The 24,733-nt window shown below is 69.6% G+C and carries 22 protein-coding genes; 17 read left to right on the forward strand and 5 right to left on the reverse strand.

Going from position 1 to position 24,733, the window contains the following annotated elements; genetic code table 11:
* The first annotated feature begins 9 nt into the window (after positions 1–9).
* Positions 10–774 carry an urease accessory protein UreD gene (locus EOW65_RS09470; protein WP_128148850.1) on the forward strand — a complete coding sequence of 255 codons (765 nt, stop codon included), beginning with the start codon at positions 10–12 and terminating at the stop codon, positions 772–774.
* Here EOW65_RS09470 and EOW65_RS09475 read toward each other — a convergent pair.
* Positions 771–2,222, reverse strand: coding sequence for an amidase (locus tag EOW65_RS09475; RefSeq protein WP_128148852.1), 1,452 nt, complete (start codon positions 2,220–2,222; stop codon positions 771–773). The genes EOW65_RS09470 and EOW65_RS09475 overlap by 4 nt on opposite strands.
* Before the next feature lie 202 nt (positions 2,223–2,424).
* On the opposite strand from EOW65_RS09475, the gene EOW65_RS09480 reads away from it, so the two are divergent.
* A complete protein-coding gene (locus EOW65_RS09480) occupies positions 2,425–3,465 on the forward strand; it encodes a substrate-binding domain-containing protein (RefSeq protein WP_240664611.1) in 1,041 nt (346 codons plus the stop codon).
* Between the two features lie 116 nt (positions 3,466–3,581).
* Positions 3,582–4,001 (forward strand): MarR family winged helix-turn-helix transcriptional regulator, encoded by a 420-nt coding sequence (locus EOW65_RS09485; RefSeq protein ID WP_128148854.1) that lies wholly within the window; start codon positions 3,582–3,584, stop codon positions 3,999–4,001.
* A 12-nt stretch (positions 4,002–4,013) separates the two neighbouring features.
* On the opposite strand, the gene EOW65_RS09490 is transcribed toward EOW65_RS09485, so the two are convergent.
* Entirely contained in the window at positions 4,014–5,039 is a 1,026-nt protein-coding gene (locus tag EOW65_RS09490; protein WP_128148856.1) for a LacI family DNA-binding transcriptional regulator, read from the reverse strand.
* Between the two features lie 166 nt (positions 5,040–5,205).
* Between EOW65_RS09490 and iolG the strand changes: the two genes are divergently transcribed.
* The 9 genes from iolG (at position 5,206) to EOW65_RS09535 (ending at position 15,680) form a co-directional block, all read left to right on the forward strand.
* Positions 5,206–6,213 (forward strand): inositol 2-dehydrogenase, encoded by a 1,008-nt coding sequence (gene iolG, locus EOW65_RS09495; protein WP_128148858.1) that lies wholly within the window; start codon positions 5,206–5,208, stop codon positions 6,211–6,213.
* Between the two features lie 116 nt (positions 6,214–6,329).
* Complete coding sequence (locus tag EOW65_RS09500; protein WP_128148860.1) at positions 6,330–7,256, forward strand: sugar ABC transporter substrate-binding protein; 927 nt, start codon at positions 6,330–6,332, stop codon at positions 7,254–7,256.
* 61 nt (positions 7,257–7,317) lie between these two features.
* Positions 7,318–8,421, forward strand: a complete 1,104-nt coding sequence (locus EOW65_RS09505; RefSeq protein ID WP_128148862.1) for an ABC transporter permease — start codon at positions 7,318–7,320, stop codon at positions 8,419–8,421.
* A 1-nt stretch (position 8,422) separates the two neighbouring features.
* On the forward strand, positions 8,423–9,241 hold the full coding sequence (locus EOW65_RS09510; protein ID WP_128148864.1) for an ATP-binding cassette domain-containing protein: 819 nt from the start codon (positions 8,423–8,425) through the stop codon (positions 9,239–9,241).
* Between the two features lie 122 nt (positions 9,242–9,363).
* Positions 9,364–11,280 carry a bifunctional 5-dehydro-2-deoxygluconokinase/5-dehydro-2-deoxyphosphogluconate aldolase gene (locus tag EOW65_RS09515; protein ID WP_128148866.1) on the forward strand — a complete coding sequence of 639 codons (1,917 nt, stop codon included), beginning with the start codon at positions 9,364–9,366 and terminating at the stop codon, positions 11,278–11,280.
* A gap of 2 nt (positions 11,281–11,282) precedes the next feature.
* Positions 11,283–13,115 (forward strand): 3D-(3,5/4)-trihydroxycyclohexane-1,2-dione acylhydrolase (decyclizing), encoded by a 1,833-nt coding sequence (gene iolD / locus EOW65_RS09520; RefSeq protein WP_128149003.1) that lies wholly within the window; start codon positions 11,283–11,285, stop codon positions 13,113–13,115.
* A 23-nt stretch (positions 13,116–13,138) separates the two neighbouring features.
* A complete protein-coding gene (gene iolE / locus EOW65_RS09525) occupies positions 13,139–14,041 on the forward strand; it encodes a myo-inosose-2 dehydratase (protein WP_128148868.1) in 903 nt (300 codons plus the stop codon).
* Between the two features lie 28 nt (positions 14,042–14,069).
* Positions 14,070–14,876 carry a 5-deoxy-glucuronate isomerase gene (gene iolB / locus EOW65_RS09530; protein ID WP_128148870.1) on the forward strand — a complete coding sequence of 269 codons (807 nt, stop codon included), beginning with the start codon at positions 14,070–14,072 and terminating at the stop codon, positions 14,874–14,876.
* 24 nt (positions 14,877–14,900) lie between these two features.
* Complete coding sequence (locus EOW65_RS09535; RefSeq protein WP_128148872.1) at positions 14,901–15,680, forward strand: TIM barrel protein; 780 nt, start codon at positions 14,901–14,903, stop codon at positions 15,678–15,680.
* Here the strand turns inward: EOW65_RS09535 and EOW65_RS09540 are convergent.
* Entirely contained in the window at positions 15,670–16,323 is a 654-nt protein-coding gene (locus tag EOW65_RS09540; RefSeq protein ID WP_128148874.1) for a TetR/AcrR family transcriptional regulator, read from the reverse strand. The two genes, EOW65_RS09535 and EOW65_RS09540, sit on opposite strands and share 11 nt — an antisense overlap.
* A 103-nt stretch (positions 16,324–16,426) precedes the next feature.
* Here EOW65_RS09540 and EOW65_RS09545 point away from each other — a divergent pair, with 103 nt between their 5' ends.
* The 5 genes from EOW65_RS09545 to EOW65_RS09565 all read left to right on the forward strand — a co-directional run bounded on the left by EOW65_RS09545 (position 16,427) and on the right by EOW65_RS09565 (position 23,520).
* The gene (locus EOW65_RS09545) at positions 16,427–17,413 is read left to right on the forward strand and encodes an HlyD family efflux transporter periplasmic adaptor subunit (RefSeq protein WP_128148876.1); all 987 of its coding nucleotides are present in this window, start codon (positions 16,427–16,429) and stop codon (positions 17,411–17,413) included.
* 5 nt (positions 17,414–17,418) lie between these two features.
* Positions 17,419–19,179, forward strand: coding sequence for an ATP-binding cassette domain-containing protein (locus tag EOW65_RS09550; protein WP_128148878.1), 1,761 nt, complete (start codon positions 17,419–17,421; stop codon positions 19,177–19,179).
* Positions 19,176–20,321, forward strand: a complete 1,146-nt coding sequence (locus tag EOW65_RS09555; RefSeq protein WP_128148880.1) for an ABC transporter permease — start codon at positions 19,176–19,178, stop codon at positions 20,319–20,321. The genes EOW65_RS09550 and EOW65_RS09555 overlap by 4 nt, the downstream gene beginning before the upstream one ends.
* Positions 20,322–20,323: 2 nt before the next feature.
* On the forward strand, positions 20,324–21,424 hold the full coding sequence (locus tag EOW65_RS09560) for an ABC transporter permease (RefSeq protein WP_128148882.1): 1,101 nt from the start codon (positions 20,324–20,326) through the stop codon (positions 21,422–21,424).
* 83 nt (positions 21,425–21,507) lie between these two features.
* Positions 21,508–23,520 carry an NADPH-dependent 2,4-dienoyl-CoA reductase gene (locus EOW65_RS09565; protein ID WP_128148883.1) on the forward strand — a complete coding sequence of 671 codons (2,013 nt, stop codon included), beginning with the start codon at positions 21,508–21,510 and terminating at the stop codon, positions 23,518–23,520.
* A gap of 59 nt (positions 23,521–23,579) precedes the next feature.
* Here the strand turns inward: EOW65_RS09565 and EOW65_RS09570 are convergent, their stop codons facing one another.
* Both EOW65_RS09570 and EOW65_RS09575 read right to left on the reverse strand, forming a co-directional pair.
* The gene (locus tag EOW65_RS09570) at positions 23,580–23,930 is read right to left on the reverse strand and encodes a hypothetical protein (protein ID WP_128148885.1); all 351 of its coding nucleotides are present in this window, start codon (positions 23,928–23,930) and stop codon (positions 23,580–23,582) included.
* Between the two features lie 10 nt (positions 23,931–23,940).
* Positions 23,941–24,714: a DUF6478 family protein gene (locus EOW65_RS09575; protein WP_128148887.1), complete on the reverse strand. Its 774-nt coding sequence runs from the start codon at positions 24,712–24,714 to the stop codon at positions 23,941–23,943.
* Positions 24,715–24,733: the final 19 nt, after the last annotated feature.

A 24,733-nucleotide genomic window follows, 5' to 3' on the forward strand; every position in this document is an offset into this window, starting at 1 on the left:
GGCGAGGACATGGCCGCGCGGCCTCAGCTGTCGCTGCGCTTCGGGCGCGCGGCGGACGGCGGCACGGCGCTGCTTGCGCGTCATGTCGAATGGCCCTGGTCGCTGCCGCGCGGCTATCGGCGGGCGGGGGTGACCGGGCCGCTGACGGTGTTGCCGCAATGCGCGGGGGCGGCGCTGCTGCCGGGCGATCACTGGCGCCACCACGTCACGCTGCAGCCCGGCGCGTGGGTCGATCTGGTCAGTGCGGGCGCGCTTCTGGTCCATGCCGACCGTGCGGCGCCGCGGCCCGCGCGGTCTGACTGGGCCTTCCATGTCGCCGCGGGGGCGGTGCTGCGGCAGATGCCCGACCCGACCGTGCTGATGCCCGGCGCGCAGCTCGCGCAGGAGGTCGAGCTTTGCCTCGAGCCCGGTGCGGTCGCGATCCTGTTCGACGGGTTTTGCCGCCAGGCCCCCACCGCGCCCGCGGCCGGTGGCGGTTGGCACTCGGCACTGCGGGTCACCGACCCGGCCGGGCAGGTGCTGCTGCACGACCGGCAGGCAGTGGACGAGGCCGGGCTGATCGCGCTTGCCGCCCTGCCGGGGCGGGCGGCGGCCTTTGGCTCGGTCACGTTCTTTGGCCGCGACGATCTGGCCGAGGGGCCGCTTGATCTGCCCGGCGCCTATGCCGCCGCGGCGCGGCTGCGCGGCGGGCTGGGCACGGCGATCCGCATCGCGGCGGAGAGCGGAGGCGCGCTTGACCGCGCCTTCCGCCTGCTGCGCGACCACCTCGCCTAGCCGTGGAACGGCGCAAGGTCGGGGCGGCGGGTGTGCCAGTCGGTCACCCGCTGGAAGGCGGCACCGGCGCGGAACAGCGTGGCCTCGGCCAGCGCGTGCCCGACCAGCTGGAAGCCGATCGGCGCGCCGCGGCGGTCGAAGCCGCCGGGCAGGGTCAGCGCCGGGCGGCCGGTGAAATCGGCGGGCGCGGTGAACTTCAGAAGATCGCCGAGGTTCTCGTCGCTTTCGCCGGCCGAGGGTGCGGCATAGATGTTGTCAAGCTCGGCCACCGGCCCGGTGGTGATCGGCAACAGAACCATGTCGAGACCGTGCATCGCCCGCGCCACCGCACCGTTGTAGACCAGCCGCCACTGCATCGCCGCGCCGACCTCCTTCGCCGAAAGCCCGTGGCCGTAATCGAGCAGCGCGGTCAGATGCGGCGCATAGCCCGCGCGCTGGTCCGGGAAGCGACCGGCATGGGCCAGCGCCACCTCGATCGCGCAGAGCACCGACCACTGGTCGGTGGCGTCGGCGGGCCAGGGGAAGGCGACGGGAACGATCTCGGCGCCAAGCGCCTCAAAGGCGGCGATGGCGTCGGCGATCACCGCCGCCGTCTCGGGCGCCACGTTCTCGAGCACCGCGGCGCGGTCGATGCCGATCCGCAGGCCGCGGACCGGACCGGCGCAGGCGGCAAGGTAATCGGGCACCGGGTCAAGGAGCGCCGTCGGGTCGGCGGGATCGGCCCCGGCGATCACCGACAGGATCGCGGCGCAATCGGCGGCGCTGCGCGCCATCGGCCCGACATGGTCGAGACTGTCGGCGAGCGCAAAGACCCCGGCGCGGCTGACCCGGCCCCAGGTGCCCTTCATCCCGGTGATGCCGCAGGCGGCAGAGGGGAAGCGGATCGAGCCGCCGGTGTCCGAGCCGAGCGCGCCGAAGCACAGCCCCGCCGCGACCGCCACCCCCGAGCCCGAGGAGGACGACCCCGCCCAGCAGGCCGGGTTCCACGGGTTCTTCGGCACCGCCATCTCTGGGTGGTGGCCCGAATAGGCGCCCTCGGTCATGCCGAGCTTGCCCAGCATCACCGCCCCGGCCTGCTCGAGCCGCGTGGTGACGGTGGCGTTGCGCCCGGTGGCGTTGTCGCGCAGCAGCGCAAGCCCGGCCGAGGTCGGCGCGAAATCGGTCTCATACAGGTCCTTGAGCGCGAAGGGCACGCCGTGCAGCGGCCCGCGGTCGAGCCCCTTCGCGCGTTCCTCGGTGGCGATCCGCGCCGCCTCGAGCGCATGCGCGCGGGTCAGCGTGAGATAGGCATTCAACGCCGGATCGACCGCGTCGATGCGGTCAAGCACCGCCTCGGTCACCTCGAGCGGGCTGGCCGCGCCCGAGGCGATCAGCGCCCGCGTCTCGAGCAGCGAAAGATCGGGGATTTCCCGCGTCGACAGGTCGACGGCCGTGCAATATGCGTTCATGACAGACCCAATTTGTTGCTTTTCAATTAGTAGAAAAGTAAACAAACAATGTATCAACCAAATTGCGGATCTTGCGCGCTTTCGGGCGAAATTCAGCATTCCCCGGGCCAAAGGCGACCAAAGAATGGGCAAATGTCGCGCAGCACCGGCGACACCCCGCGCGACGTTTGCCGGCCTGCGCGGGCTGCGACACAGTTGCCGCATGAAAATCGGCTTGATCCTCTCGCATGACGGCCTGGCTGGGCTCTGGACACTCGGGTGCCAGGGCGGCGCGATTCTTGCCGCGGCCGAGCTGAACGCCGCGGGCGGCGTGCTGGGCCAGGAAGTCGAGATCGTCCACATCGATTCGGGCGAGACGCAGGAAAGTGCCTTTCAGGCGGCGCAGCGGCTGGCGATCGACGAGAACGTCGACGCGGTGATCGGCCTGCAGTCGAGCAACCTGCGCCCGGCGGTGCGGCGCGGGCTGGCGGGGCTGGCCCCCTATATCTACACGCCGCATTACGAAGGCGGCTTTTGCGGCCCGGGCACGGCGACGCTGGGCATCACCGATGCCGAGGTGCTGATCCCCAGCCTCGACTGGATGTTCAGCCACCGGCGTGCGCGCCGCTTCTTCTTCGTCGGCAATCGCTACATCTGGCCGCGCGTGGCCCATGGCACGACGGAAACCGCGATCCGGATGATCGGCGGCGACTTCGTCGGCGACGCCTTCGTGTCGCTGGGCGCGCGCGACTATGACGAGACCCTGCTGAAGATCGCGCGGGCGCGCCCCGACGTGGTGGTGGTGGCGATGCTGGGCGAGGATTCGGTCTGCTTCAACCGCGCCTTCGCCGATGCCGGGCTGAGCCGGCGGATCATCCGCCTCAACCTCGCCTTCGAGGAAACGCAGCTTCTGGGCGTGTCCGAGGGCTGTTCCGAGAACCTGTTCGCCGCACAGGCCTATTTCGATTCGAGCCGCGGCCACAACCGCGACGATCTGGCCGCGCGCTATGAAAGCTGCTTCTCGGGCGAATTGCCGTCGATGACCACGAACACGGTCAACTGTTACGACGCGATCTATCTGGTGGCGGCGCTGGCCGACCGGATCGGCCGGGTCGACGGCCATCTGATGGCGCGCTTCCTGCGCGACCGGTTGCCGCGGGCCGCGGCCTATCGGCTGATCGGGCGCAGCGATGCCGATGCGGGCGTGCGCCTGGCCGAGGCCGAGGGGGTGGAGTTCCAGGTGCGGGAGACCTTCATGGCCTGATCGGCAAAATTGGCATTGCGGGCGGGCCTGCGCAGAACCGGCGCAAATCCCATGGATTTATTTTTTTGAAACTGCTACTATCAAAAACGCATTAGATTAATCGGCACAGTAGTCACATGGCGGATCAAAAGCTCACCGAGCAGATCGGATATCTCATCGCCCGCGCCAATCGCCTGATCGAGGACGATCTGGCGCGCCGGCTTCAGCCCGGCGGCATCGCGATCGAACAGTTTCGCGTGCTCAAGGCGCTCGAGCAGGACGGGCCGACACCGATGGGGCAGCTGGCCGAGAAGGTGCTGGTCGAGCCCGCCACGCTGACCAAGATCATCGACCGGATGGTGCGTGAAAGCCTCGTGTTCCGCGTGCCCGACGAGAAGGACCGCCGCAAGGTGCGCATCGCGCTGGCGGCGGCCGGGGTGGCCATGTGCCGCAAGCTGCGCGATGTCAGCGGCGATCACGAAAAGCACATCGCCGAGACCTTCAGCGACGGTCAGTTGCAGGAGATGCGGCGCATCCTGTCCGAGCTGGGCACCTGACGCGGCCCCCGGTCAGGCGCTTTCGCGCGGCACCAGACAGCCGGTGAAGGCGCGGTCGAAATCGCGCTCCTCGCTGCTTTCCAGCACCTCGACCAGATAGTCCGCCATTTCGGTCAGCGGCTGGCGATAGGTGGTTAACCGGTAATTCGGGCTGCGGCACTGCGGCACGTCGTCGAAGCCGGTGACGGCAATGTCCTCGGGGATGCGCAGGCCGAGCTTGTGCCGGATCACGTCCACCGCACCGATGGCAAGCGCGTCGTTCTCGCACACCAGCACATCGGGCATCTCGGACCGGGGGCGGTTGCCCAGCACCGCGGTCACCACCGCCTCGGCCTGGATCGGGTCATAGGCCGGGACCTCGGCGCTTTCGGGCTCGGTGCCGAAATGGGCCTTCCAGCGCGACAGGAAGGTTTCCTTGCGCGACAGATGCGCCGAAACGGTGCGCGGCCCGGCCAGGAAGAACGGCCGGCGATAGCCGCGGGCGCGGACGTAATCGGCGATCTCGGTCATCGCCGCCACGTCGTCCACCGCGATCGAGATCGTGTCGGGGTTTTGCGAGGTGCGCGCGAAGATGATCAGCTTGCGGAAACGGCGGGCGTGCTGAGCCGCGGCCAGCGTCTCGTCGTCGAACTGGATGCCGATCAGGATCACCGCATCGACCCGGCGCTGGCTGGCGTTCAACAGCGCATGGCCGGTGTCGTCGCGGTCGAGCGTGTTGACCAGAAGCGTGTCCCAGCCGTGCTTGCGCAGGATCCGGGTCAGCCGCTCCATCATCACCAGCTTGTGCGGGTTGGCGAAATCGTCGACCAGCAGCGCCACCAGGTTCGAGCGGTCGGAGGCCAGCGAGGCGGCGCGCAGGTCGGGCACATAGCCCAGCGTCTGCGCCGCCTCCATCACCTTGTCGCGCGTGCGCGGCGAGATCGAGGCGTCCTTCTTGAACGCCCGGTTGACCGTCCAGCGCGAGACGCCGGCCGCCGTCGCCACGTCATCGGCCGTCACATTGGCGTCGGGGCCCGTCTTGCCGCGGTGCTGAGTCATCGGTCCTCCTGCGCTGGTTCTATGCTCTCCTTCTCCGAAGATACATGGAAAATCCGGCGCGGCGAGGAAATCTGCACGCGCGTGCAAAAATCTGTTGCACGCGCGTGCAAATGGCGTGATGGTAGCGCCATCACCGGGACGAGTCGCCCGGGTCTGGGAGGACGTCATGCTGAAAGTCGCGTTGCTCGGCGCTGGCCGGATCGGTCAGGTGCACGCAAAATCCATCCTTGCGAATGCCGAAAGCGCGCTTGTCGCGATTGCCGACGTGAATGCGGCGGCGGCGCAGGCACTCGCCGCCGAAGTGGGCGCCGAGGTGCGCAGCGTCGAGGCGATCCTGGCCGATCCGGCGATCGACGCGGTGCTGATCGCGACCTCGACCGACACCCATTCCGCGCTCATCGAACGCGCGACGGCCGCCGGCAAGGCGGTGCTGTGCGAAAAGCCGGTCGATCTGTCGCTTGAGCGCGCGCTGGCCTGTCAGGCGGCGACGGCGGGCAATGGCGCGCCGGTGATGATCGGCTTCAACCGCCGCTTCGACCCGAATTTCGCCGCGCTGAAGGCCGCCTTCGACCGTGGCGAGATCGGCAAGGGCGAGCTGCTGGCGATCACCTCCTTCGATCCGGCGCCGCCGCCGGTCAGCTATGTGCGGGTCTCGGGCGGGCTGTTCCGCGACATGATGATCCACGACTTCGACATGGCCTGCTGGATCATGGGCGGAGCGCCGGCGGTGGTGAGCGCCACCGGCTCGGCGATCGTCGATCCGGAAATCGGCGCGGCGGGCGATGTCGACACCGCAGTGGTGACGCTGACCTGGGCCGACGGCCGCCTCGCCGTCATCAAGAACTCGCGCCGGGCGGGCTATGGCTATGACCAGCGGCTCGAGCTGCTGGGCTCGGGCGGGCTACTGTCGGCGCAGAACGTTCTGGAAAACACCGTGCAGAAGATCACGACGGCGGGCGTCAGCTCGGCCAAGCCCGTGTATTTCTTCCTCGAGCGCTACATGCGTGCCTACGAGGCGGAATGGAGCGCCTTCGTCACTGCGGTGAAAGCTGGCACGGCGATGCCGGTACCGCTGGCCGAGGGGGTTGCGGCGCTGGCCTGCGCCGAGGCCGCGACGCGGGCCGCGCAAAGCGGGCGCGCCGCGGCGATCACCGCCGACATGCTCGGCGGCTGAGGAAATCCCGGGCGCCCGGCCGGGCGTCACGGGGGCTGCCCCGGAGCATGAGGCGCCGGGGCGCGGGGCGGCGAGGAGGGCCGCTCCGGGGTACAAGAGGACACTGGGAGGAGACCATGAAGAAACTGCTTGGCGGCCTGATGGCTGCGACGGCGATCACCATCGCCCTGCCGGCCCTTGCCACCGACATCGTCGTTGTGGCGCATGGTCAGGCAAACGATCCGTTCTGGTCGGTGGTAAAGAACGGCGTGGAATATGCCGCGCAGCGAACGGGGGCGCATGTCGAGTACCGCTCGCCCGAGACCTTCGACATGGTCGCGATGAGCCAGCTGATCGACGCCGCGGTGAACCAGCATCCCGACGGGCTCGTGGTCTCGATCCCCGATGCCGATGCGCTTGGCCCGTCGATCGAGCGCGCGGTGGCCGCCGGCATCCCGGTGATCTCGATCAACGCGGGCTCGGACGTGTCGAAGAAGCTCGGCGCGCTGCTGCATGTCGGCCAGGACGAGAAGGACGCCGGCATGAAGGCGGGCGAGAAGCTGCGCGAGATGGGCGGCAAGAAGGGCATCTGCATCAACCAGGAGGTCGGCAACGTCTCGCTCGACCAGCGCTGCGCCGGCTTCGCCGAGGGCTTCGGCGGCAATGTGAAGGTGCTGCCGACCAGCTCCGATCCGACCGAGGTCGAGGCGAAGGTGCGGGCCGCGCTCGAGGCCGATCCCGAGATCGACACGGTGATGGCGCTCAATGCCTCGGTCGCGGGCGAGCCTGCGGTGGCGGCGGTGAAGGCGCTTGGCCGAGTGGGCGCGGTCCGGGTCGCGACCTTCGATCTCTCGGCGGGCTTCCTCGAGTCGGTGGCGCAGGGCGATGCGACCTTCGCGATCGACCAGCAGCAGTTCCTGCAGGGCTATCTGCCGGTCGATTTCCTCGCGCTCTATGCCGAATACGGGCTGATGCCGGGCGGCAACGTGCCCTCGGGTCCCAACCTGATCACCCAGGACAAGGCGGCGCAGGTCGTCGAGCTGTCGGCCAAGGGCATCCGCTGAGCCGCATCCGGACGGGCCGGGGCGCGCCCCGGCCCAGGCCACAGCTTGCAGGGAGGACGAAATGCCTGTGGACACCCCATTGACCGACGAGCGGATCCGGACCGAGTCCTGGATCGCGCGGCTGATGAAACGCCCCGAACTCGGCTCGATCGCCGGGCTGATCCTGGTGACGGTCTTCTTCCTCATCACCGCCAATAGCGCGATGTTCACGCTGTCGGGGATCATGAACTTCCTCAGCCCGGCGGCGCAGCTCGGCATTCTGGCGATCGGCGCGGCGATGCTGATGATCGGCGGCGAGTTCGACCTGTCGATCGGTTCGATGGTCGCCTTCGCGGGGATGATCTTCGGCGCGCTGGTGGTCAATCTGGGGCTGCCGCTGATCGTGGCGATCCCGCTGACGCTCGCTTTCGCGGCGCTGGTCGGCGTGGTGAACGGGCAGCTCACCATCCGCACCGGGCTGCCCTCCTTCATCGTCACCCTCGCCTTCCTGTTCATCCTGCGCGGGCTGACCCTTGTCGGGCTGAAGGCGCTCACCGGCGGCTCGACGCAGCTGCGCGGCCTGCGCGAGGCGACGGCACAGGACATGCTCGCGCCGCTGTTCTCGGGCGAGGCGTTCAAGGGGCTGTTCGCTGCTCTTGCCCGCTCGGGGGTGATCGACACCTTCCCGAACGGCACCCCGAAGGTGCCGGGTATCCCGGTCGAGATCCTGTGGTTCGTGGGCCTTGCCCTTGCCGCCACCTGGGTGCTGCTGCGCACCCCGGCGGGGAACTGGGTCTTCGCCTCGGGCGGCGATGCCAATGCCGCGGCGAATGCGGGCGTGCCGGTGCGCAAGGTCAAGACCGCGCTCTTCATGTTCACCGCCGTCTGTGCCGCGCTGCTGGCGATCATGCAGGTGATGGACGCGGGCTCGACCGATGCGCGGCGCGGCTTCCAGAAGGAATTCGAGGGCATCATCGCCGCGGTGATCGGGGGCTGTCTGCTGACCGGCGGCTATGGCTCGGCGATCGGCGCCTTCTTCGGCTCGATCATCTTCGGCATGGTGGTGATCGGCCTGACCTACACGCAGATCGACCAGGACTGGTTCCAGGTCTTCCTCGGCGGGATGCTGCTTCTTGCCGTGGTGTTCAACAACGTGATCCGCAAGCGCGTGACCGGGGAGCGCTGAGATGATGCAGGACAGCAAGTTTCATCACGGAGAGGCCGCGACGACGGCCCCGATCATCCGCCTCGAGGAGATCCGCAAGCACTTCGGCAATGTGATCGCGCTGAACGGTGTCACCTTCGACGTGCGCCCGGGCGAGTGCCATTGCCTTCTGGGCGACAACGGTGCCGGCAAGTCGACCTTCATCAAGACGATGTCGGGCGTGCTGAAACCGACCGAGGGGCGGATCCTGATCGACGGCCAGGAAACCAGCTTCAGCGGCCCGCGCGACGCGCAGGACGCGGGCATTGCGACGGTGTTCCAGGATCTGGCGATGATCCCGCTGATGTCGGTGACGCGCAACTTCTTCATGGGGCGCGAGCCGACGAAGGGCCGGGGCCTGTTCAAGCGGTTCGACCATCGCCGCGCGAACGAGATCTGCGTCGAGGAGATGCGCAAGATGGGCATCAACCTGCGCGGCCCCGATCAGGCGGTGGGCACGCTTTCGGGCGGCGAGCGGCAGACCGTGGCGATCGCCCGCGCGGTGCATTTCGGTGCGCGCGTGCTGATCCTCGACGAGCCGACCTCGGCACTGGGCGTGCGGCAGACCTCGAATGTGCTCTCCACCATCGACCGGGTGCGGCGGCAGGGCGTCGGCGTGGTCTTCATCAGCCACAACGTGCGCCATGCGCTGGCGGTGGGCGACCGCTTCACCGTGCTCAACCGCGGCCAGACACTCGGCACCGCGGTGCGCGGCCAGATCTCGGCGGCCGAACTGCAGGATCTGATGGCCGGCGGGCAGGAGCTTGCCGAACTCGAGGGCTCGCTCGGCGGCACCATCTGACAGCGGCGCTTCCGCCATCGGCGGCATGGCCGGCCCCCCTCGGGAGGGCCGCGGGAGCGCACACCCCAACGCGACCGCGCCCGGCGACAGGGCCGGGCACTCCAGCACGAGGATCAGGACGGATGAAGACCCTTGACGTGATCACCATCGGCCGCGCCGGTGTCGATCTTTACGGCGCGCAGATCGGCGGGCGGCTCGAGGACATGGGGTCGTTTCGCAAGTATATCGGCGGCTCGCCCACCAACATCGCCTGCGGCACGGCGCGGCTCGGCCTGCGCTCGGGGCTGATCACCCGGGTCGGCGACGAGCACATGGGCCGCTTCCTCCGCGAACAGCTGGGCCGCGAGGGCGTCGATCTGCGCGGCGTGACCACCGACCCCGAGCGGCTGACCGCGCTGGTGCTTCTGGGCATCCGCGACGAGGAGCAATTCCCGCTGATCTTCTACCGCGAGAATTGCGCCGACATGGCGCTGTGCGAGGCCGACATTGACGAAGCGTTGATCGCCGAGACCCGCTCGGTGGTGGCGACCGGGACGCATCTGAGCCACCCGCGCACCGAGGCGGCGGTGCTGAAGGCGCTGCGCCTGGCGCGTGAAACCGGCGCGAGGACCGCGCTCGACATCGACTATCGCCCGAACCTGTGGGGCCTGTCGGGCCATGGCGACGGCGAGAACCGCTTCATCGAAAGCGCGGCCGTCACCGCGCGGTTGCAGGCGCATCTGGGGCTCTTCGATCTGATCGTCGGCACCGAGGAGGAATTCCACATCGCCGGCGGCAGCACCGACACGGTTGCGGCGCTGCGTGCGGCGCGGGCGGTCAGCGCCGCGACGCTGGTGTGCAAGCGCGGCGCGGCCGGCGCCGTGGCCTTTGCGGGGGAGATCCCCGACAGCCTTGATGACGGCGTCAGCGGCCCGGGCTTCCCGATCGAGGTGTTCAACGTGCTCGGCGCGGGCGATGGTTTCTTCTCGGGCCTGCTGCGCGGCTGGCTCGAGGGCGAAGACTGGCCGAAGGCGCTTGAATACGCCAATGCCTGCGGCGCGCTTGCGGTCAGCCGGCACGGCTGCACGCCGGCCTATCCCTCGCGCGCCGAACTCGATTTCTTCCTCGCGCGCGGCGTGATCCGCCCCGACCTGCGCAACGACGCGGATCTCGAACAGATCCACTGGTCGACGAACCGCGCCCGCCGCGGCCTGCCCGACTGGTCCGACATCCGCATCTTCGCCTTCGACCACCGGATGCAGCTTGAGCAGATGGAAGGCTTCACCCCGGAAAAGGGAGGCGCCTTCAAGGAGTTGTGCCTTCAGGCCGCGCAGCGGGTGCAGGCGGGGCGGCCGGGCTATGGCATCCTGTGCGACGACCGCATCGGCCGGCGCGCGCTCCATGCCGCCTCGGGCAGCGGGCTCTGGGTCGGGCGGCCCTGCGAATGGCCGGGCTCGCGGCCGCTGACGCTTGAGCCGGCCCTTGGCGCCGATTGCGGCGGGCTCGAGGCCTGGGCGCGCGAGGATGTGGTGAAGGTGCTGTGCTTTTGCCACCCGGGCGACGATCCAGCCACCCGCGCGGCGCAGGAGGCGACGGTGCGGCGCCTGTTCGAGGCCGCGCGGCGCAACGACCTCGAATTCCTGCTCGAGATCATCCCCTCGAAGGTCGGCCCGGTCGATGCCGACACCACCCCCACACTGATCCGGCAGTTCTACGCAGCGGGGATCTTTCCCGACTGGTGGAAGCTGGAACCGATGGCGACGCGGGCCGAATGGGCCAGGGCCTGTGTCGCCATCGAGGAACACGACCCGCACAGCCGCGGCATCGTCGTGCTTGGCCTCGATGCGCCCGAGGCGGAGCTGGCGGCAAGCTTCCGTGCGGCGGCGGCCTTCCCGCTGGTGCGCGGCTTTGCCGTCGGCCGCACGATCTTCGGCGAGGTGGCGCGCGCCTGGATGACCGGCGCGCTTGGCGATGCGGCGGCGGTTGAGGAGATGGCGCGCCGTTATGTGCGGCTCGCCGGGCTTTGGGACACGGCCCGCGCGGCCGCGAAGGAGGCATGACGATGGAGACGATCCGGCTGACGGCGGCGCAGGCGATGGTGCGCTGGCTTGCCGCGCAGATGACCGAGGAGGGCGAGCGCTTCCTCGAGGGGATCTGGGCGATCTTCGGCCATGGCAATGTGGCAGGTCTGGGCGCGGCGCTGCACGAGGCGGGCGACACCTTCCCGACCTGGCGCGGCCAGAACGAGCAGACGATGGCCCATGCCGCGATCGCCTTCGCCAAGGGCCATGCGCGGCGGCGGGCGATGGCGGTGACCTCGTCGATCGGGCCGGGGGCGACGAACATGGTGACGGCGGCGGCGCTCGCGCATGTGAACCGGCTGCCGCTGTTGCTGATCCCGGGCGATGTCTTCGCCGGGCGCCGGCCCGATCCGGTGCTGCAGCAGATCGAGGATTTCGGCGACGGCACGGTCTCGGCCAATGACTGCTTCCGCCCTGTGGTGCGCTATTTCGACCGCATCACCCGGCCCGAACAGCTGCTGAGCGCCCTGCCGCGCGCGTTTGCGGTGATGACCGACCCGGCCGACTGCGGCCCGGTGTGCCTGTCCTTCTGTCAGGACGTGCAGGCCGAGGGGTTCGACTGGCCGCGCGAGTTCTTCGTGCCGCGGGTCTGGCGCATCCGCCGGCCCGAGCCCGACGCGGCCGAGCTGGCCGAGGTGGCAGCGCTGATCCGCGGCGCAAAGGCGCCGGTGATCGTGGCGGGCGGCGGGGTGATCTATTCCGGCGCCGAGGCAATGCTGGCCGAGTTCGCCACCCGCCACGCAATCCCGGTGATCGAGACGCAGGCGGGCAAGTCGGCGCTGGCACAGGCACATCCGATGAACCTTGGCGCGGCCGGGGTCGATGGCTCGGCCGCGGCGAATGCGGCGGCGGCGGCGGCCGATCTGGTGCTGGGCATCGGCACCCGGTTTCAGGATTTCACCACCGGCTCGTGGTCGCTTTTCGCCAATCCCGCCCGGCGGCTGGTCTCGGTGAACGTGCAGGCCCATGACGCGCGCAAGCATGGCGCGGTGCCGCTGGTCGCCGATGCGCGCGTGGCGCTTGAACGGTTGTCGGCGCAGCTCGATGGCTATCGCGGCACGGTCGACGCGCCGGCGCGGGCCGCCTGGCTTGCCGCGGTCGATGCCCATTGCGCCGCCCCCGACCCGGACGGCCCGCTGCCGAGCGACGCACAGGTGATCGGCGCGGTGCAGCGCGCGACCGGCCCCGAGGCGATCGCGATGGGCGCCGCGGGCACCATGCCCGGCGCGCTCAAGCTGCTGTGGCAGCCGTCGCAGGGCGGCTATCACATGGAATACGGTTTCAGCTGCATGGGCTACGAGATCGCCGGCGCGATGGGGCTGAAGCTCGCGCGGCCCGAGCGCGAAGTGATCTGCTTCACCGGCGACGGCAGCTACATGATGGCGAATTCGGAACTGGCGACGGCGGTGATGCGGCGCGTGCCCTTCACCGTGGTGCTGACCGACAACCGCGGTTACGGCTGCATCAACCGGCTGCAGCAGGCCTGCGGCGGGGCCGCGTTCAACAACCTCTACACGGAGTGCGCGGTCGAGGCACAGCCCGAGATCGACTATGTCGCCCATGCCGCCTCGCTTGGCGCCCATGCCGTCCGCGTCGTGACCATTGCCGACCTTGAGGCAGAGATCACCGCGGCGCGTGGGCGCGACATCCCCACCGTGATCGTGATCGAGACCAGCGCCACCGAGGGGCCGGGCTTCGGCGCCGCCGGGCACTGGTGGGACGTGGCCGTGCCCGAGGTCAGCCACCGCCCCGAGATCGCCGCCGCCTATGACCGTTACCTTGCGCAGGCCGCCCGGGTGCGGCGCGCCAACTGACCCCCGCCCGACAGGAGAACCAGATGATCCGCTATGGCACCAACCCCATCGCCTGGGCGAACGACGACGACCGCTCGATCGGCGCCGAGATCCCGACCGCGCAGATCCTGCACGAGGCCGGCGAAGTGATCGGCTTCGACGGTATCGAGAACGGCCACCGCTGGCCCGAGGACCCGCAGGCGCTGCGCACGCTGCTGGGCTCCTATGGCCTTGCCTTCATCTCGGGCTGGTATTCGACCGAGCTTCTGACCCGCTCCGTCGAGGCCGAGATCGAAGCGGTGCAGGGCCATCTTGCGAAGCTGAAGGAAAACGGCTGTGCCGTCTGCATCGTCTGCGAGACCTCGAACGCGGTGCATTCGGACCCGAGCCACCCGGTGAACGACCGCCCGCATCTGAGCGCCGACGAGATGCGCGATTTCGGCGCCAAGATCGAGGCCTTCGCGGCCTATCTGGCCGGCGAGGGGATCACCCTCGTCTATCACCACCACATGGGCACCGTGGTCGAAAGCCCCGCAGAGATCGACGCCTTCATGGCGGCGACGGGGCCGGCGACGCATCTGCTGTTCGATGCGGGGCACTGTGCCTTTGGCGGCGGTGTGCCGGCCGAGGTGCTGGCCCGCCACGTCGGCCGGGTGCGCCATTTCCACGCCAAGAACATCCGCCGCGCGATCTGCGACCGGGTCCGGGCCGAGGATCTGTCCTTCATCGAGGGGGTGCTGGCCGGCGCCTTCACCGTGCCGGGCGACCCCGAGGGCGAGATCGACTTCGTGCCGTTGCTGCGGCTGCTGGCGCAGGCGGGCTATGACGGCTGGCTGGTGATCGAGGCCGAGCAGGACCCGACGGTCCGCTCGCCGCTCGTCTACCAGTCGATGGGGCTGAAGGCGCTGAAGGCGGCGGCGCACGAGGCGGGGCTTGATGCCGCCTGAGGGCGGTGTCGGTGAAAAGGAGAGGATGATGGCGGATCTGCTGCGCAAACCCTTCGGCACCCATGGCAAGGTGCACGAGATCACCCCGGCCTCGGCCGGCTGGCGCTATGTCGGTTTCTCGCTTTACCGGCTGCGCCCGGGCGAGAGCGCGGCCGAGGCGACCGGCGCGACCGAGGTGATCCTCGTCCTGGTCGAGGGCCGGGCGCGGATCCATGCCGCCGGGCAGGACTGGGGCGTGCTGGGCGAGCGGATGAATGTGTTCGAGCGCACGCCGCCGCAGTGCCTTTACGTCCCGAACGGGCAGGACTGGAGCCTTGTCGCCGAGACCGACTGCACCGTCGCGGTCTGCGCCGCGCCGGGCCGCGGCAACCATCCGGCGCGCCGGATCGGGCCCGGAGGCATCGCGCTCACCGAACGCGGACGCGGCACCAACACCCGCTATGTGCACAACATCGCGATGGAGGCTGAGGATTACTGCGACAGCCTGCTGGTGACCGAGGTCTTCACCCCCGCCGGCCACTGGTCCTCCTATCCGAGCCACCGCCACGACGAGGACGACTTCCCCCGCATCACCTATCTCGAAGAGACCTATTATCACCGGATCAACCCGGCGCAGGGCTTCGGCATCCAGCGGGTCTATACCGAGGATGGCACGCTCGACGAGACGATGGCGGTGCAGGACGGCGATGTCGTGCTGGTGCCGCGCGGCCATCACCCCTGCGGCGCGCCCTATGGCTTCGAGATGTATTACCTCAACGTCATGGCCGGGCCGCGCCGCAACTGGCGCTTTCAGCCCGACCCGGCGGTGACCTGGATCCTCGACCGCGATGCCTGAGCGCGGCTTACCGGAGTGACACGAATGACCCGACCCTTTCCGCTTGCCGTCTGCGCCGAGATGCTCTGGCCCGACCGCCCGATCGCGTGGCGCGTCGCCCGCCTGACTGAGCGCGGCCTTGGCGTCGGGCTGTGGAACTGGCCCGACCATGACATCGCCGAACTGGAACGGCTGGGCGCGCGCTACACGATCATGAACGGCTATCTCGAGGGGCGGCTCGCCGATGCCGAGGGGGCCGAGCGGCTGCTGGCCTCGGCGTGCGAGACGGTGCAGGTGGGCAAGCGGCTGGGCGTGGCGCGGCTGAACCTGCATGGCACGGGGCTTGGCCCGGGCGGCATTCCGCTGCGCCAAAGCGAGGTCGTCACCGGCGCGATGTGGCTGCGCGCGCGCGACACGCTGATGCGGATCTGCGATCTGGCCGAGGCCGAGGGTGTGGTCTTCACCCTCGAGAACCTCAACCCGCTCGACCACCCCGGCTGCCCCTTCGGCCGCACCGCGGATGTGCTGGCGCTGGTGTCCTCGGTCGACCGGCCGCAGCTGCGTATCAACCTCGACCTCTATCACACCCAGCTGGGCGAGGGGGATCTGCTGCGCTGGTGCGGGAAATGCCTGCCCTGGATCGGCGAGGTGCAGGTCGCCGACAATCCCGGCCGCTGCGAACCTGGCACCGGCGAGATCAACTATCCCGGCGTGGCGCGGGGGCTGTGGGCGATGGGCTATCGCGGCCCGGTGGGGATGGAGGCCTTCGCCGCGGGCGACAGCGACGCCGCCGTCGACGCCTTCGTCGCGGCCTTCACCCTGTGACCCCGGCGGGTTCGCCCTCGGGCGGGCCCAGAACCAGCGTCAGATGCGTCTCGAGCATCTCGGACAGGTCGAGCGGCGGGCGTTCGGTCATCAGCCGGTTCCACATCGTCGCCGCCAGCATCGGCGCCAGCAGCAGCTGCGGATAGCGGGTGAGCGGTTCGAGCCGCGCCACCCCCGAGCTGCGGGCATAGTCGCGCACCAGCCCGAACAGCGGCTCGAGGATCGCCTCGAGATAGATCCGCGCAAGGCCCGGAAACTGCGCGCTTTCGCTCAGCACGATCAGCGCCAGCTTGTCGCGCTCCGAGGCCTGCATGTCGGCGATCGCCGCGCGCAGCCGGCGGCGAAAGGCGAGCTGCGGCGGCGTGCCGGGATCGGGCGCTGCGGGCGGCGCGAAGATCAGCGGCAGCGCGCCGCGCAGCACCGCATCGAAGAGCGCCTCCTTGCTGTCGAAATACAGGTAGAGCGTGCCCTTCGCCACGCCCGCCTGCGCCGCCACACGCGCCAGCCGCGCCTCGGCAAAGCCATGGGCGATGAACTCGGCCTGCGCCGCCGCGATGATCGCGGCACGCTTGGCTTCCTTCTTGCGGTCGCGCAGCCCCGCTTCGGGCTGGGCCTGCTGTGGCTCGGGCGTGGTCTCCTGCATGGCGCCATCCTTGCACGGGACAAAATGACCCGCCAGTCATTTTTCTGTTGTCAGCGGGGTCGTGCCTTCCTAGGCTGACGCGGAACCACGGGGGAGCGGCGCGATGCGGCGAGGGGCGATCATGGCGGGGCTGGCCGTCGCGCTGGCGGTGGGCGGCCTTGTCCTGTGGCAGGCGCGCCCGGCCGCGCAGGGGCCGCTGGTTCTTGGCGGCAATGTCGACATCCGCGAGCTGAACCTGGCCTTCCGCACCGGCGGTCGGATCCTGTCGCTTGCCGTCGAGGAGGGTGACCGTCTGGCGCCCGGGGACGAGATCGCGCGGCTCGACGCGGCGCCGCAGCGCGCGGCGCTCGCACAGGCGCAGGGGGCGCTCGATGCCGCGACGGCGGCCGAGACGCTGCTGAAGGAGGGCGCGCGCGCCGAGGAGATCGCCCGGCTCGCGGCCGAGGTCGCCGGCACCGAGGCGGCGCTGCGCAATGCCGAGGCGACCTATGCGCGGCAGAAGGCGCTCAAGACCACCTCTGTCTCGCTGCAGCAGGCGCTCGATTCCGCCGAGGCCGCGCTTGGCCAGGCACAGGCGGCGCATGAGGCCGCGGTGCAGGCGCATCTTGCTGCGGTGACCGGCGCCCGCCCGGCCGAGATCGCGCAGGCCGTGGCACAGCGACAGGCCGCCACTGCCGCGCGCGACGCGGCGCAGATCCAGCTGGACGATACCGTGCTCACTACGCCCGAGGCAGGCACCGTGCTGACCCGCGCGGTCGAGCCGGGCGCGATGGTCGCGGCCGGCACCACGGTGGTCACGCTGTCACTCGACACGCCCATCCGCGTGCGTGCCTATGTCGGGGAGCCCGACCTTGGCCGGGTCGCGCCGGGCACCAAGGTGCTGGTCTTCACCGATGCCCACCCGGGCGCGCCCTATCACGGCACGGTCGGCTTCGTCTCCTCGCGCGCCGAGTTCACGCCGAAGCAGGTCGAGACGCAGAGCCTGCGCAGCGCCCTCGTCTACCGGCTGCGGATCACCGTCGAGGATGGTGACGCCGCGCTGCGTCAGGGCATGCCGGTGACGGTGCGCCTTGCCGCCGAGGCGGGGTGAGTGCGATGGCGGCGGGTCTGGCGGTCTCGATCCGCGGCCTGACCCACCACTATGCCGGGCAGGGCGCGGAGGAGCACGCGCTGGACGATGTGGCGCTGAGCGTCGATCGCGGCGTCATCACCGGGCTGGCGGGGCCCGATGGCGCGGGCAAGACCACGCTGATGCGGCTGATGGCGGGGCTGTTGAAACCCGTCTCGGGCGAGATCGAGGTGCTGGGGCTCGACCCGCTGCATGCCGCGTCGGAGCTGCACCTGCGGGTGGGCTACATGCCGCAGAAATTCGGCCTCTACGAGGATCTGACGGTGATGGAGAACCTGGTTCTCTATGCCGATCTGCGCGGCGTCACCGGCGCGGCGCGGCAGGCGCAGTTCGAGCGGCTGCTCGATTTCACCGATCTGCACCGCTTCACCGGGCGGCTCGCCGGCAAGCTGTCGGGCGGCATGAAGCAGAAGCTCGGCCTTGCCTGCACGCTGGTCGGGCAGCCGGAACTGCTGTTGCTCGACGAACCCGGGGTGGGCGTCGATCCGATCTCGCGGCGCGAGCTGTGGCGGATGGTGCAGGCGCTCGCCGCCGACGGCATGGCGGTGGTCTGGGCCACGGCCTACCTCGAGGAGGCCGAGCGTTGCGACGCGCTGTGCCTGATGAACGCCGGGCGGGTGATCTTTGCCGGGGCGCCGGGCGAGCAGATCGCGCGGATGCGCGGCCGCTCGGTTCTCGCCTGCGACATCCGCGGCAACCGGCGTCATTTCCTGCGCCGCGCGCTCGGCCTTCCGGGGGTGATCGACGGGGTGATCCAGGGCGATGCGGTGCGGCTTGTGCTGGCCGAGGGGCAGGCGCCGCCCGTGGCCGAGCTCGGCGAGGACGCGCCGCGCATCGTGCCGGTCGAGCCGCGGCTCGAGGATGCCTTCATCGATCTCGTGGGCGGCGGGCCCGACGGCCGCTCGGCCCTTGCCGGCACGCTCGCCGAGGTGGCGCTGCCCGATCATGTCGACCCCGAGGCGGTGATCCGCGCCCATGACCTGACCCGCCGCTTCGGCGATTTCGTCGCCACCGATCACGTCAGCTTCTCGGTCCGGCGCGGCGAGATCTTCGGCCTGCTCGGCCCGAACGGCGCCGGCAAGTCGACCACCTTCCGGATGATGTGCGGCCTGCTCGCGCCCACATCCGGCGAGGCGCAGGTGATGGGCATCGACCTGAAGCACTCGGCCCCCGAGGCGCGGCAGAATCTGGGCTACATGGCGCAGAAATTCTCGCTTTACGGCAACCTCGGGGTCGAGCGGAACCTGCGCTTCTTCGCCGGCATCTACGGGCTCAGCGGCCGCAGCCGTGACCGCAAGGTGGCGCAGATGCTGGAAAGCTTCGAGCTTGACCGCTATCGCCGCACGCAGGCGGGCGAGCTGCCGCTTGGCTTCAAGCAACGCCTGTCGCTCGCCTGCGCGCTGATGCACGAGCCGCCGCTGCTGTTCCTCGACGAGCCGACCTCGGGCGTCGACCCCGTGACCCGGCGCGAGTTCTGGTCGCATATCAACGCGCTTGTCGACCGCGGCGTGACGGTGATGGTGACCACCCATTTCATGGACGAGGCGGAATATTGCGACCGCATCGGGCTGGTCTATCGCGGCCGTCTGATCGCCGTTGGCCCGCCCGACGATCTGAAGCGGCAGGTCGCCGATGCCGCGTTGCCCGACCCGACCTTCGAGGATGCCTTCATCCGGCTGATCGAGCGCGACGATGCCGCCCGCGCCGCGGCAGGGGGTGTCCCATGACCCGCACACCGCACGAGGGGTTTTCGCTGCGCCGGCTGCGCGCGCTCTGCATCAAGGAGACGAAGCAGATCCTGCGCGATCCGAGCAGCCTGCTGATTGCCGTGCTGCTGCCGGTCGTGCTGCTGTTCATCTTCGGCTTCGGCATCTCGCTTGATACCAACCGGCTGTCGCTCGGCATCGTGCTCGAGGATCAGGGCGTCGAGGCGCAGCGCTTTGCCGCCGTGGCTGCGGGTTCGCCCTATATCACCCCGCGCTTTGCCCGGACCCGGGCCGAGCTGGCAACGCCGATGGCCGAAGGCGCGCTGCGCGGTCTCATCGTGATCCCGCCCGATTTCGGTGCGCGGCTGGCCGCTGGCGACGGCAGCGCGCGGATTCAGGTGCTGACCGACGGCTCGGAGCCGAACACCGCGAATTTCGTCGCAAGCTATGCCCAGGGGCTGTTCGAAAGCTGGCTGCACGCGCGCGCCGATGCCCGCGGCCTCAGCGCCGATCCGCCGGTGTCGCTGGAACCGCGCTACTGGTTCAACCCCTCGACCGAAAGCCGCAACTTCCTGATCCCGGGCTCGATCGCGGTGGTGATGACGATCATCGGCGCGCTGCTGACCTCGCTTGTCGTGGCGCGGGAATGGGAGCGCGGCACGATGGAGGCGCTGCTCGCCACCCCGGTGCGGCGGGCCGAGCTGTTGCTGTCGAAGGCGCTGCCCTATTACGGGCTCGGGCTGATCGCGATGGCGGTCTGCGTCGTCATCGCGGTGGTGCTGATGCACGTGCCGCTGCGCGGCTCGATCGCCATGCTGTTCGTCGCCACCAGCCTGTTCCTGGGCAGCGTGCTCGGCATCGGGTTGCTTCTTTCGACGCTGACCCGCAACCAGTTCAACGCGGCGCTCGCGGCGCTGAACGCCGCCTTCCTGCCGGCAGTGATGCTGTCCGGGCTGATCTTCGAGATCTCCTCGATGCCGGCCTTCGTGCAGGCGGTGACGCTGATCGTGCCGGCGCGCTATTTCGTGACGGTGATGCAGACCCTGTTCCAGGCCGGCGACATCGCCGCGATCCTGCTGCCGAACCTGCTGTTCCTGCTGGTCTCGGCGCTGTTCTGGCTGGGCCTGACGGCGCGGCGCACCCGCATGAGACTGGACGGCTGACGATGTGGCGCCGCATCCTCACCCTGATCGCGAAAGAGCTGGCGCAGCTGCTGTCCTCGCGCCGCAACGTGGCGATGCTGATGATGCCGCTTCTGGTGCAGCTCGTTGTCTTCCCCTTCGCCACCACGCTCGAGGTGCGCAGCGCCGCCATCGCGATCCTGAACGAGGATCCGGGCGCCGAGGCGGTCGAGCTGGTGAACCGCATCGCCGCCGCTTCGGCCTTCGGCACGCTCCACCCGGTGCACAGCGAGGCCGGGCTCGAGCAGGCGATCGACGCACAAAAGGCGCTTCTGGGGCTGCGCATCCCGCCCGACTTCTCGCGCAAGCTGCTCGAGGGCACCCCGGTCACGGTGCAGGCGCTGATCGACGGGCGCAAGTCGAACGCCGCGCAGATCGCCTTTTCCTACATCCGCGGCATCACCTCGACCTTCGCCGACGAGCGTGCGGGGCAGGTGCTGCCGGCACGGATCGAGCGGCGCAACCTCTACAACCCGAACCTCGACTACAAGTGGTTCGTGCTGCCCAGCCTTGTCGCCATCATCTCGACCATCGGCTGTCTGCTGGTCACCGCCCTGTCGCTGGCGCGCGAGCGCGAGGAGGGCACCTATGACCAGCTGCTCGTCACCCCGCTGACGCCGGGCTACATCATGGTCGGCAAGGCGGTGCCGGGCATTCTGGTGGCGATGGTGCAGGCCAGCGTGATCGCCGCGGCGGCGGTGTTCCTTTACGGCGTGCCCTTCACCGGGCAACTGTGGATGCTGCTGCTTGCGATGTTCGCCTATGCGCTGGCGCTGTCGGGCGTGGGGCTGCTGATCTCGGCGATCAGCGCCAGCCAGCAGCAGGCCTTCCTCGGCGTCTTCTGCTTCATGGTGCCCTCGGTGGTGCTCTCGGGCTATCTTGCCCCGGTCGAGAACATGCCCGCCCCTCTGCAGATGTTGAGTGCGGTGAACCCGCTCACCCATTTCATCGCGCTGTCGAAGGGGATCTTCCTCAAGGGCTTTGGCCTCGCCGAGGTGGTGCCGGCGGTCTCGGCGCTGTTCGCCATCGCCGCCGTCACGCTTTTCGTCGCGCATCGGGTCTTCGACCGGCAGGCGCGGTCCTGACGGCCTGCCCGCCATTGACGCCGCGTTCGGCGTGACAGAGGCTTCCGTGCACGTCACTTTGGCGCCAGCCAGGGAGGAGACCTATGAGCCACTATCCGCACATGCTTGCGCCGCTCGACCTCGGTCACGTGGTTCTGAAGAACCGCGTGCTGATGGGCTCGATGCACACCAATCTCGAGGAGACGGGCGACTGGAACCGCGTCGCCGAGTTCTACGCCGAACGCGCCCGCGGCGGCGTCGGGCTGATGGTGACGGGCGGCATGGCGCCGAACCGGGAGGGCGGGGTGTTTCCGGGCGCGGCGGGGTTGTTCACCCCCGAGGACATCGCCCATCACCGCCTCGTCACCGAGCGCGTGCATGCGGCGGGCGGGCGCATCGCGATGCAGATCCTGCATGCCGGCCGCTATGCCTATTCGCCCGACTGCGTCTCGGCCAGCGCGGTGAAATCGCCGATCTCGCCCTTCCCGCCAAAGGAACTCGACGAGGCCGGGATCGAGAAGCAGATCGCCGACATCACCACCGCCGCCGCCCGCGCCCGTGAGGCGGGCTATGACGGCGTCGAGGTGATGGGATCCGAGGGCTATTTCCTGAACCAGTTCCTCGTGCGCCATGTGAACCGGCGCGAGGACCGCTGGGGCGGCTCCTACGAGAACCGGATGCGCCTGCCGGTCGAGGTGGTGAAACGCGTGCGCGCGGCGGTCGGCCCCGATTTCATCGTGATCTACCGGATCTCGCTCATCGACCTGGTGCCCGAGGGCTCGACCTGGGACGAGGTGGTGACGCTCGCGAAGGCGATCGAGGCCGCCGGCGCCAGCATGCTCAACACCGGCATCGGCTGGCACGAGGCGCGGGTGCCGACGATCGCCACCTCGGTGCCGCGCGCGGCCTTCACCTGGCTCACCGCGCGGCTGCGCCCCGAGGTCTCGATCCCGGTCATCACCTCGAACCGGATCAACACCCCGGGCGTCGCCGAGGAGATCCTCGCCCGCGGCGATGCCGACATGGTCTCGCTCGCCCGCCCCTTCCTTGCCGATCCCGATTTCGTCGCCAAGGCCGCCGAGGGGCGCGCGGCGGAAATCGCCCCCTGCATCGCCTGCAACCAGGCCTGCCTCGATCATACCTTCTCGGGCAAGATCTCGAGCTGCCTCGTCAACCCGCGCGCCGGGCACGAGACCGAGCTGACGCTGGCCCCGACGCCCGCGCCGAAGCGCATCGCCGTCGTCGGGGCGGGGCCCGCGGGCCTGTCGGCCGCGATCACCGCCGCCGGGCGCGGCCATGCCGTCACCCTGATCGACCGCGCGGCCGAGATCGGCGGGCAGCTGTGCATGGCGCGCCGGGTGCCGGGCAAGGAGGAGTTCCACGGCCTCACCGACTGGTTCGCGACGATGCTCGCCCGCACCGGCGTCACGCTGCGGCTGAACACCGAGGCGACGGTCGAGACGCTTGCGGGCTTCGATGATGTCATCATCGCCACCGGCGTCACGCCCCGCAGCCCCGGCATCGCGGGCGAGGAACGGGCCGCAAGCTACATCGACATCCTGACCGGGCGGGTCACAGCTGGCCCGCGCGTCGCGATCGTCGGCGCGGGCGGCATCGGCTTCGACGTGGCCGAGTTCCTGACCGTCACCGACAGCCCCACCCTGCACCGGGCCGAATGGATGCGCGAATGGGGTGTCGGCGATCCGGCGCGCACCCCGGGCGGCCTTGCTGCGCCACAGCCCGAATCGCCCGCGCGGCAGGTGACGCTGTTGCAGCGCAAGCCGGAAAAGCCCGGCCGCAAGCTGGGCAAGACGACGGGCTGGATCCACCGCGCGGCGCTGCAGGCGAAGGGCGTGCGGATGCTCGGCGGGGTGAACTACGAGGCGATCACCGCCGAGGGGCTGGAGGTCAGCTTCGGCCCCGAGCGCAAGGACCCGACGCTGATCGCCGCCGACACGGTGGTTCTGTGCGCCGGCCAGCTGAGCGAGCGCAGCCTTGCCGAGCAGCTGATCGCCGCCGGGATCACGCCGCAGGTGATCGGCGGTGCCGATGTCGCGGGCGAGCTTGATGCGAAGCGGGCAATCGACCAGGGAACTCGCCTCGGCGCGGCGCTCTGATCTTCATCTTGCCCGAAATACCTCGGGGGGCGGGGGGCGGCGCCCCCCGGCTGTGGCCATCAGGCCGCGCCGGTTTCGACGCAATGGCGCCGGAACGCCTTCTTCAGCAGATCGAGCTCGGCCCGAAGCAGGTCGAGCTCGGCGCGCAGGTCATCCTCGAGCGGCGCGCCGGTGACGATCGCGAAGCTGCCCACCGTCTCGCCGCCCTCGCGGATGACAAAGGTCTGCACCCCGTCCGACAAGAGCTCGGGCGGCAGCGGCAGGCTCAGCCGCCACTTGCCGTCGCCCGTCGCCTCGAAGCTCAGCCCCGTCAGCTCCTCGCCCTGATGCAGCACGGCGATGCGTGCGTTATCCGCCCCGTCCCAGATCGCTTCCCACCGGCCCCCGCGGACCCGCGACATTTCCAGCATGGCTTCCCCCTCAGATATCCGCACGTGGGTGGCGCACGAAGGTCACGTCGCGCAGCACCACCTGGTTCATCTGCGGCCCTTCGAAGATCAGGTCGACCCAGGCCTTCTCCAGCCGCTTCTCGTTCATCTTGGTATAGGCGAGGTCGAAATCGACATGGCTCGGCCCCGAGCTCAGCGGCAGCTCGCGCACCAGTTGCTCGGTGTTCGGCCCGTGCTTGACGTTCAGCCGGCAGAAGATCTCGAGCGGTTTTTCCACCTCGACCTCCATGTTCAGCCGCAGCAGATGGGTGCGCCGCAGCCCGCGCAGCCCGCTTTCAGGCAGATCGAGCACCAGCGAGAGGAATGAGCCGTCGAAGCGGAACACGTCCATGCGCAGCCCGTAGGGGGCAAGATCCTTGTCGCGGGTATTGCGCATCTGGCGCAGCGTCAGTTCGGAAACCTTGCAGTCGTGGAACAGCGTGATCTCGTCGCCGAGCCGGTCGCGGTTCTCCGCCGCGGCGATGCCGGCGGGGCTGATCGGGCCACGCCACAGGTTCGGCCGCCAGGCCCAGTCCGCGCCGAGCGGCCGCTCGATGCCGTCGCCGCTGCTGACCGGCATCGTCAGTCGGCCGTCGGCGACATGCAGAAGCTGACCGACGGCATGGCGCACCTGCGCGGCATCTGCGCGCAGCTGACGCAGGTCATCGAGGTCGAGAGAAGGGGCAAGGCGCGTCGCCCGTTGCCAGCGCGCCAGCGCCCGTCGCTGCACCAGCCGATCGAGAAAAGAGTCCTGCTTCTTGACCATGCCGCGACCCTTGTAACAA

It is taken from the genome of Paenirhodobacter ferrireducens, from assembly GCF_004022265.1.
In the GTDB taxonomy this organism is placed as follows: Bacteria; Pseudomonadota; Alphaproteobacteria; order Rhodobacterales; family Rhodobacteraceae; genus Rhodobacter; species Rhodobacter ferrireducens.

What these genes read in the sequence shown, in the direction of transcription:
- EOW65_RS09490 (WP_128148856.1), bottom strand. Translation starts at nt 5,039, where the DNA reads ATGACTCAGCACCGCGGCAAGACGGGCCCCGACGCCAATGTGACGGCC.
- EOW65_RS09510 (WP_128148864.1), top strand. Translation starts at nt 8,423, where the DNA reads ATGATGCAGGACAGCAAGTTTCATCACGGAGAGGCCGCGACGACGGCC.
- EOW65_RS09475 (WP_128148852.1), bottom strand. Translation starts at nt 2,222, where the DNA reads ATGAACGCATATTGCACGGCCGTCGACCTGTCGACGCGGGAAATCCCC.
- iolB (WP_128148870.1), top strand. Translation starts at nt 14,070, where the DNA reads ATGGCGGATCTGCTGCGCAAACCCTTCGGCACCCATGGCAAGGTGCAC.
- EOW65_RS09550 (WP_128148878.1), top strand. Translation starts at nt 17,419, where the DNA reads ATGGCGGCGGGTCTGGCGGTCTCGATCCGCGGCCTGACCCACCACTAT.
- iolE (WP_128148868.1), top strand. Translation starts at nt 13,139, where the DNA reads ATGATCCGCTATGGCACCAACCCCATCGCCTGGGCGAACGACGACGAC.
- EOW65_RS09545 (WP_128148876.1), top strand. Translation starts at nt 16,427, where the DNA reads ATGCGGCGAGGGGCGATCATGGCGGGGCTGGCCGTCGCGCTGGCGGTG.
- EOW65_RS09570 (WP_128148885.1), bottom strand. Translation starts at nt 23,930, where the DNA reads ATGCTGGAAATGTCGCGGGTCCGCGGGGGCCGGTGGGAAGCGATCTGG.
- EOW65_RS09555 (WP_128148880.1), top strand. Translation starts at nt 19,176, where the DNA reads ATGACCCGCACACCGCACGAGGGGTTTTCGCTGCGCCGGCTGCGCGCG.
- EOW65_RS09485 (WP_128148854.1), top strand. Translation starts at nt 3,582, where the DNA reads ATGGCGGATCAAAAGCTCACCGAGCAGATCGGATATCTCATCGCCCGC.
- EOW65_RS09535 (WP_128148872.1), top strand. Translation starts at nt 14,901, where the DNA reads ATGACCCGACCCTTTCCGCTTGCCGTCTGCGCCGAGATGCTCTGGCCC.
- EOW65_RS09505 (WP_128148862.1), top strand. Translation starts at nt 7,318, where the DNA reads ATGCCTGTGGACACCCCATTGACCGACGAGCGGATCCGGACCGAGTCC.
- EOW65_RS09565 (WP_128148883.1), top strand. Translation starts at nt 21,508, where the DNA reads ATGAGCCACTATCCGCACATGCTTGCGCCGCTCGACCTCGGTCACGTG.
- EOW65_RS09480 (WP_240664611.1), top strand. Translation starts at nt 2,425, where the DNA reads ATGAAAATCGGCTTGATCCTCTCGCATGACGGCCTGGCTGGGCTCTGG.
- EOW65_RS09515 (WP_128148866.1), top strand. Translation starts at nt 9,364, where the DNA reads ATGAAGACCCTTGACGTGATCACCATCGGCCGCGCCGGTGTCGATCTT.
- EOW65_RS09540 (WP_128148874.1), bottom strand. Translation starts at nt 16,323, where the DNA reads ATGCAGGAGACCACGCCCGAGCCACAGCAGGCCCAGCCCGAAGCGGGG.
- EOW65_RS09500 (WP_128148860.1), top strand. Translation starts at nt 6,330, where the DNA reads ATGAAGAAACTGCTTGGCGGCCTGATGGCTGCGACGGCGATCACCATC.
- EOW65_RS09560 (WP_128148882.1), top strand. Translation starts at nt 20,324, where the DNA reads ATGTGGCGCCGCATCCTCACCCTGATCGCGAAAGAGCTGGCGCAGCTG.
- iolG (WP_128148858.1), top strand. Translation starts at nt 5,206, where the DNA reads ATGCTGAAAGTCGCGTTGCTCGGCGCTGGCCGGATCGGTCAGGTGCAC.
- EOW65_RS09575 (WP_128148887.1), bottom strand. Translation starts at nt 24,714, where the DNA reads ATGGTCAAGAAGCAGGACTCTTTTCTCGATCGGCTGGTGCAGCGACGG.
- EOW65_RS09470 (WP_128148850.1), top strand. Translation starts at nt 10, where the DNA reads ATGGCCGCGCGGCCTCAGCTGTCGCTGCGCTTCGGGCGCGCGGCGGAC.
- iolD (WP_128149003.1), top strand. Translation starts at nt 11,283, where the DNA reads ATGGAGACGATCCGGCTGACGGCGGCGCAGGCGATGGTGCGCTGGCTT.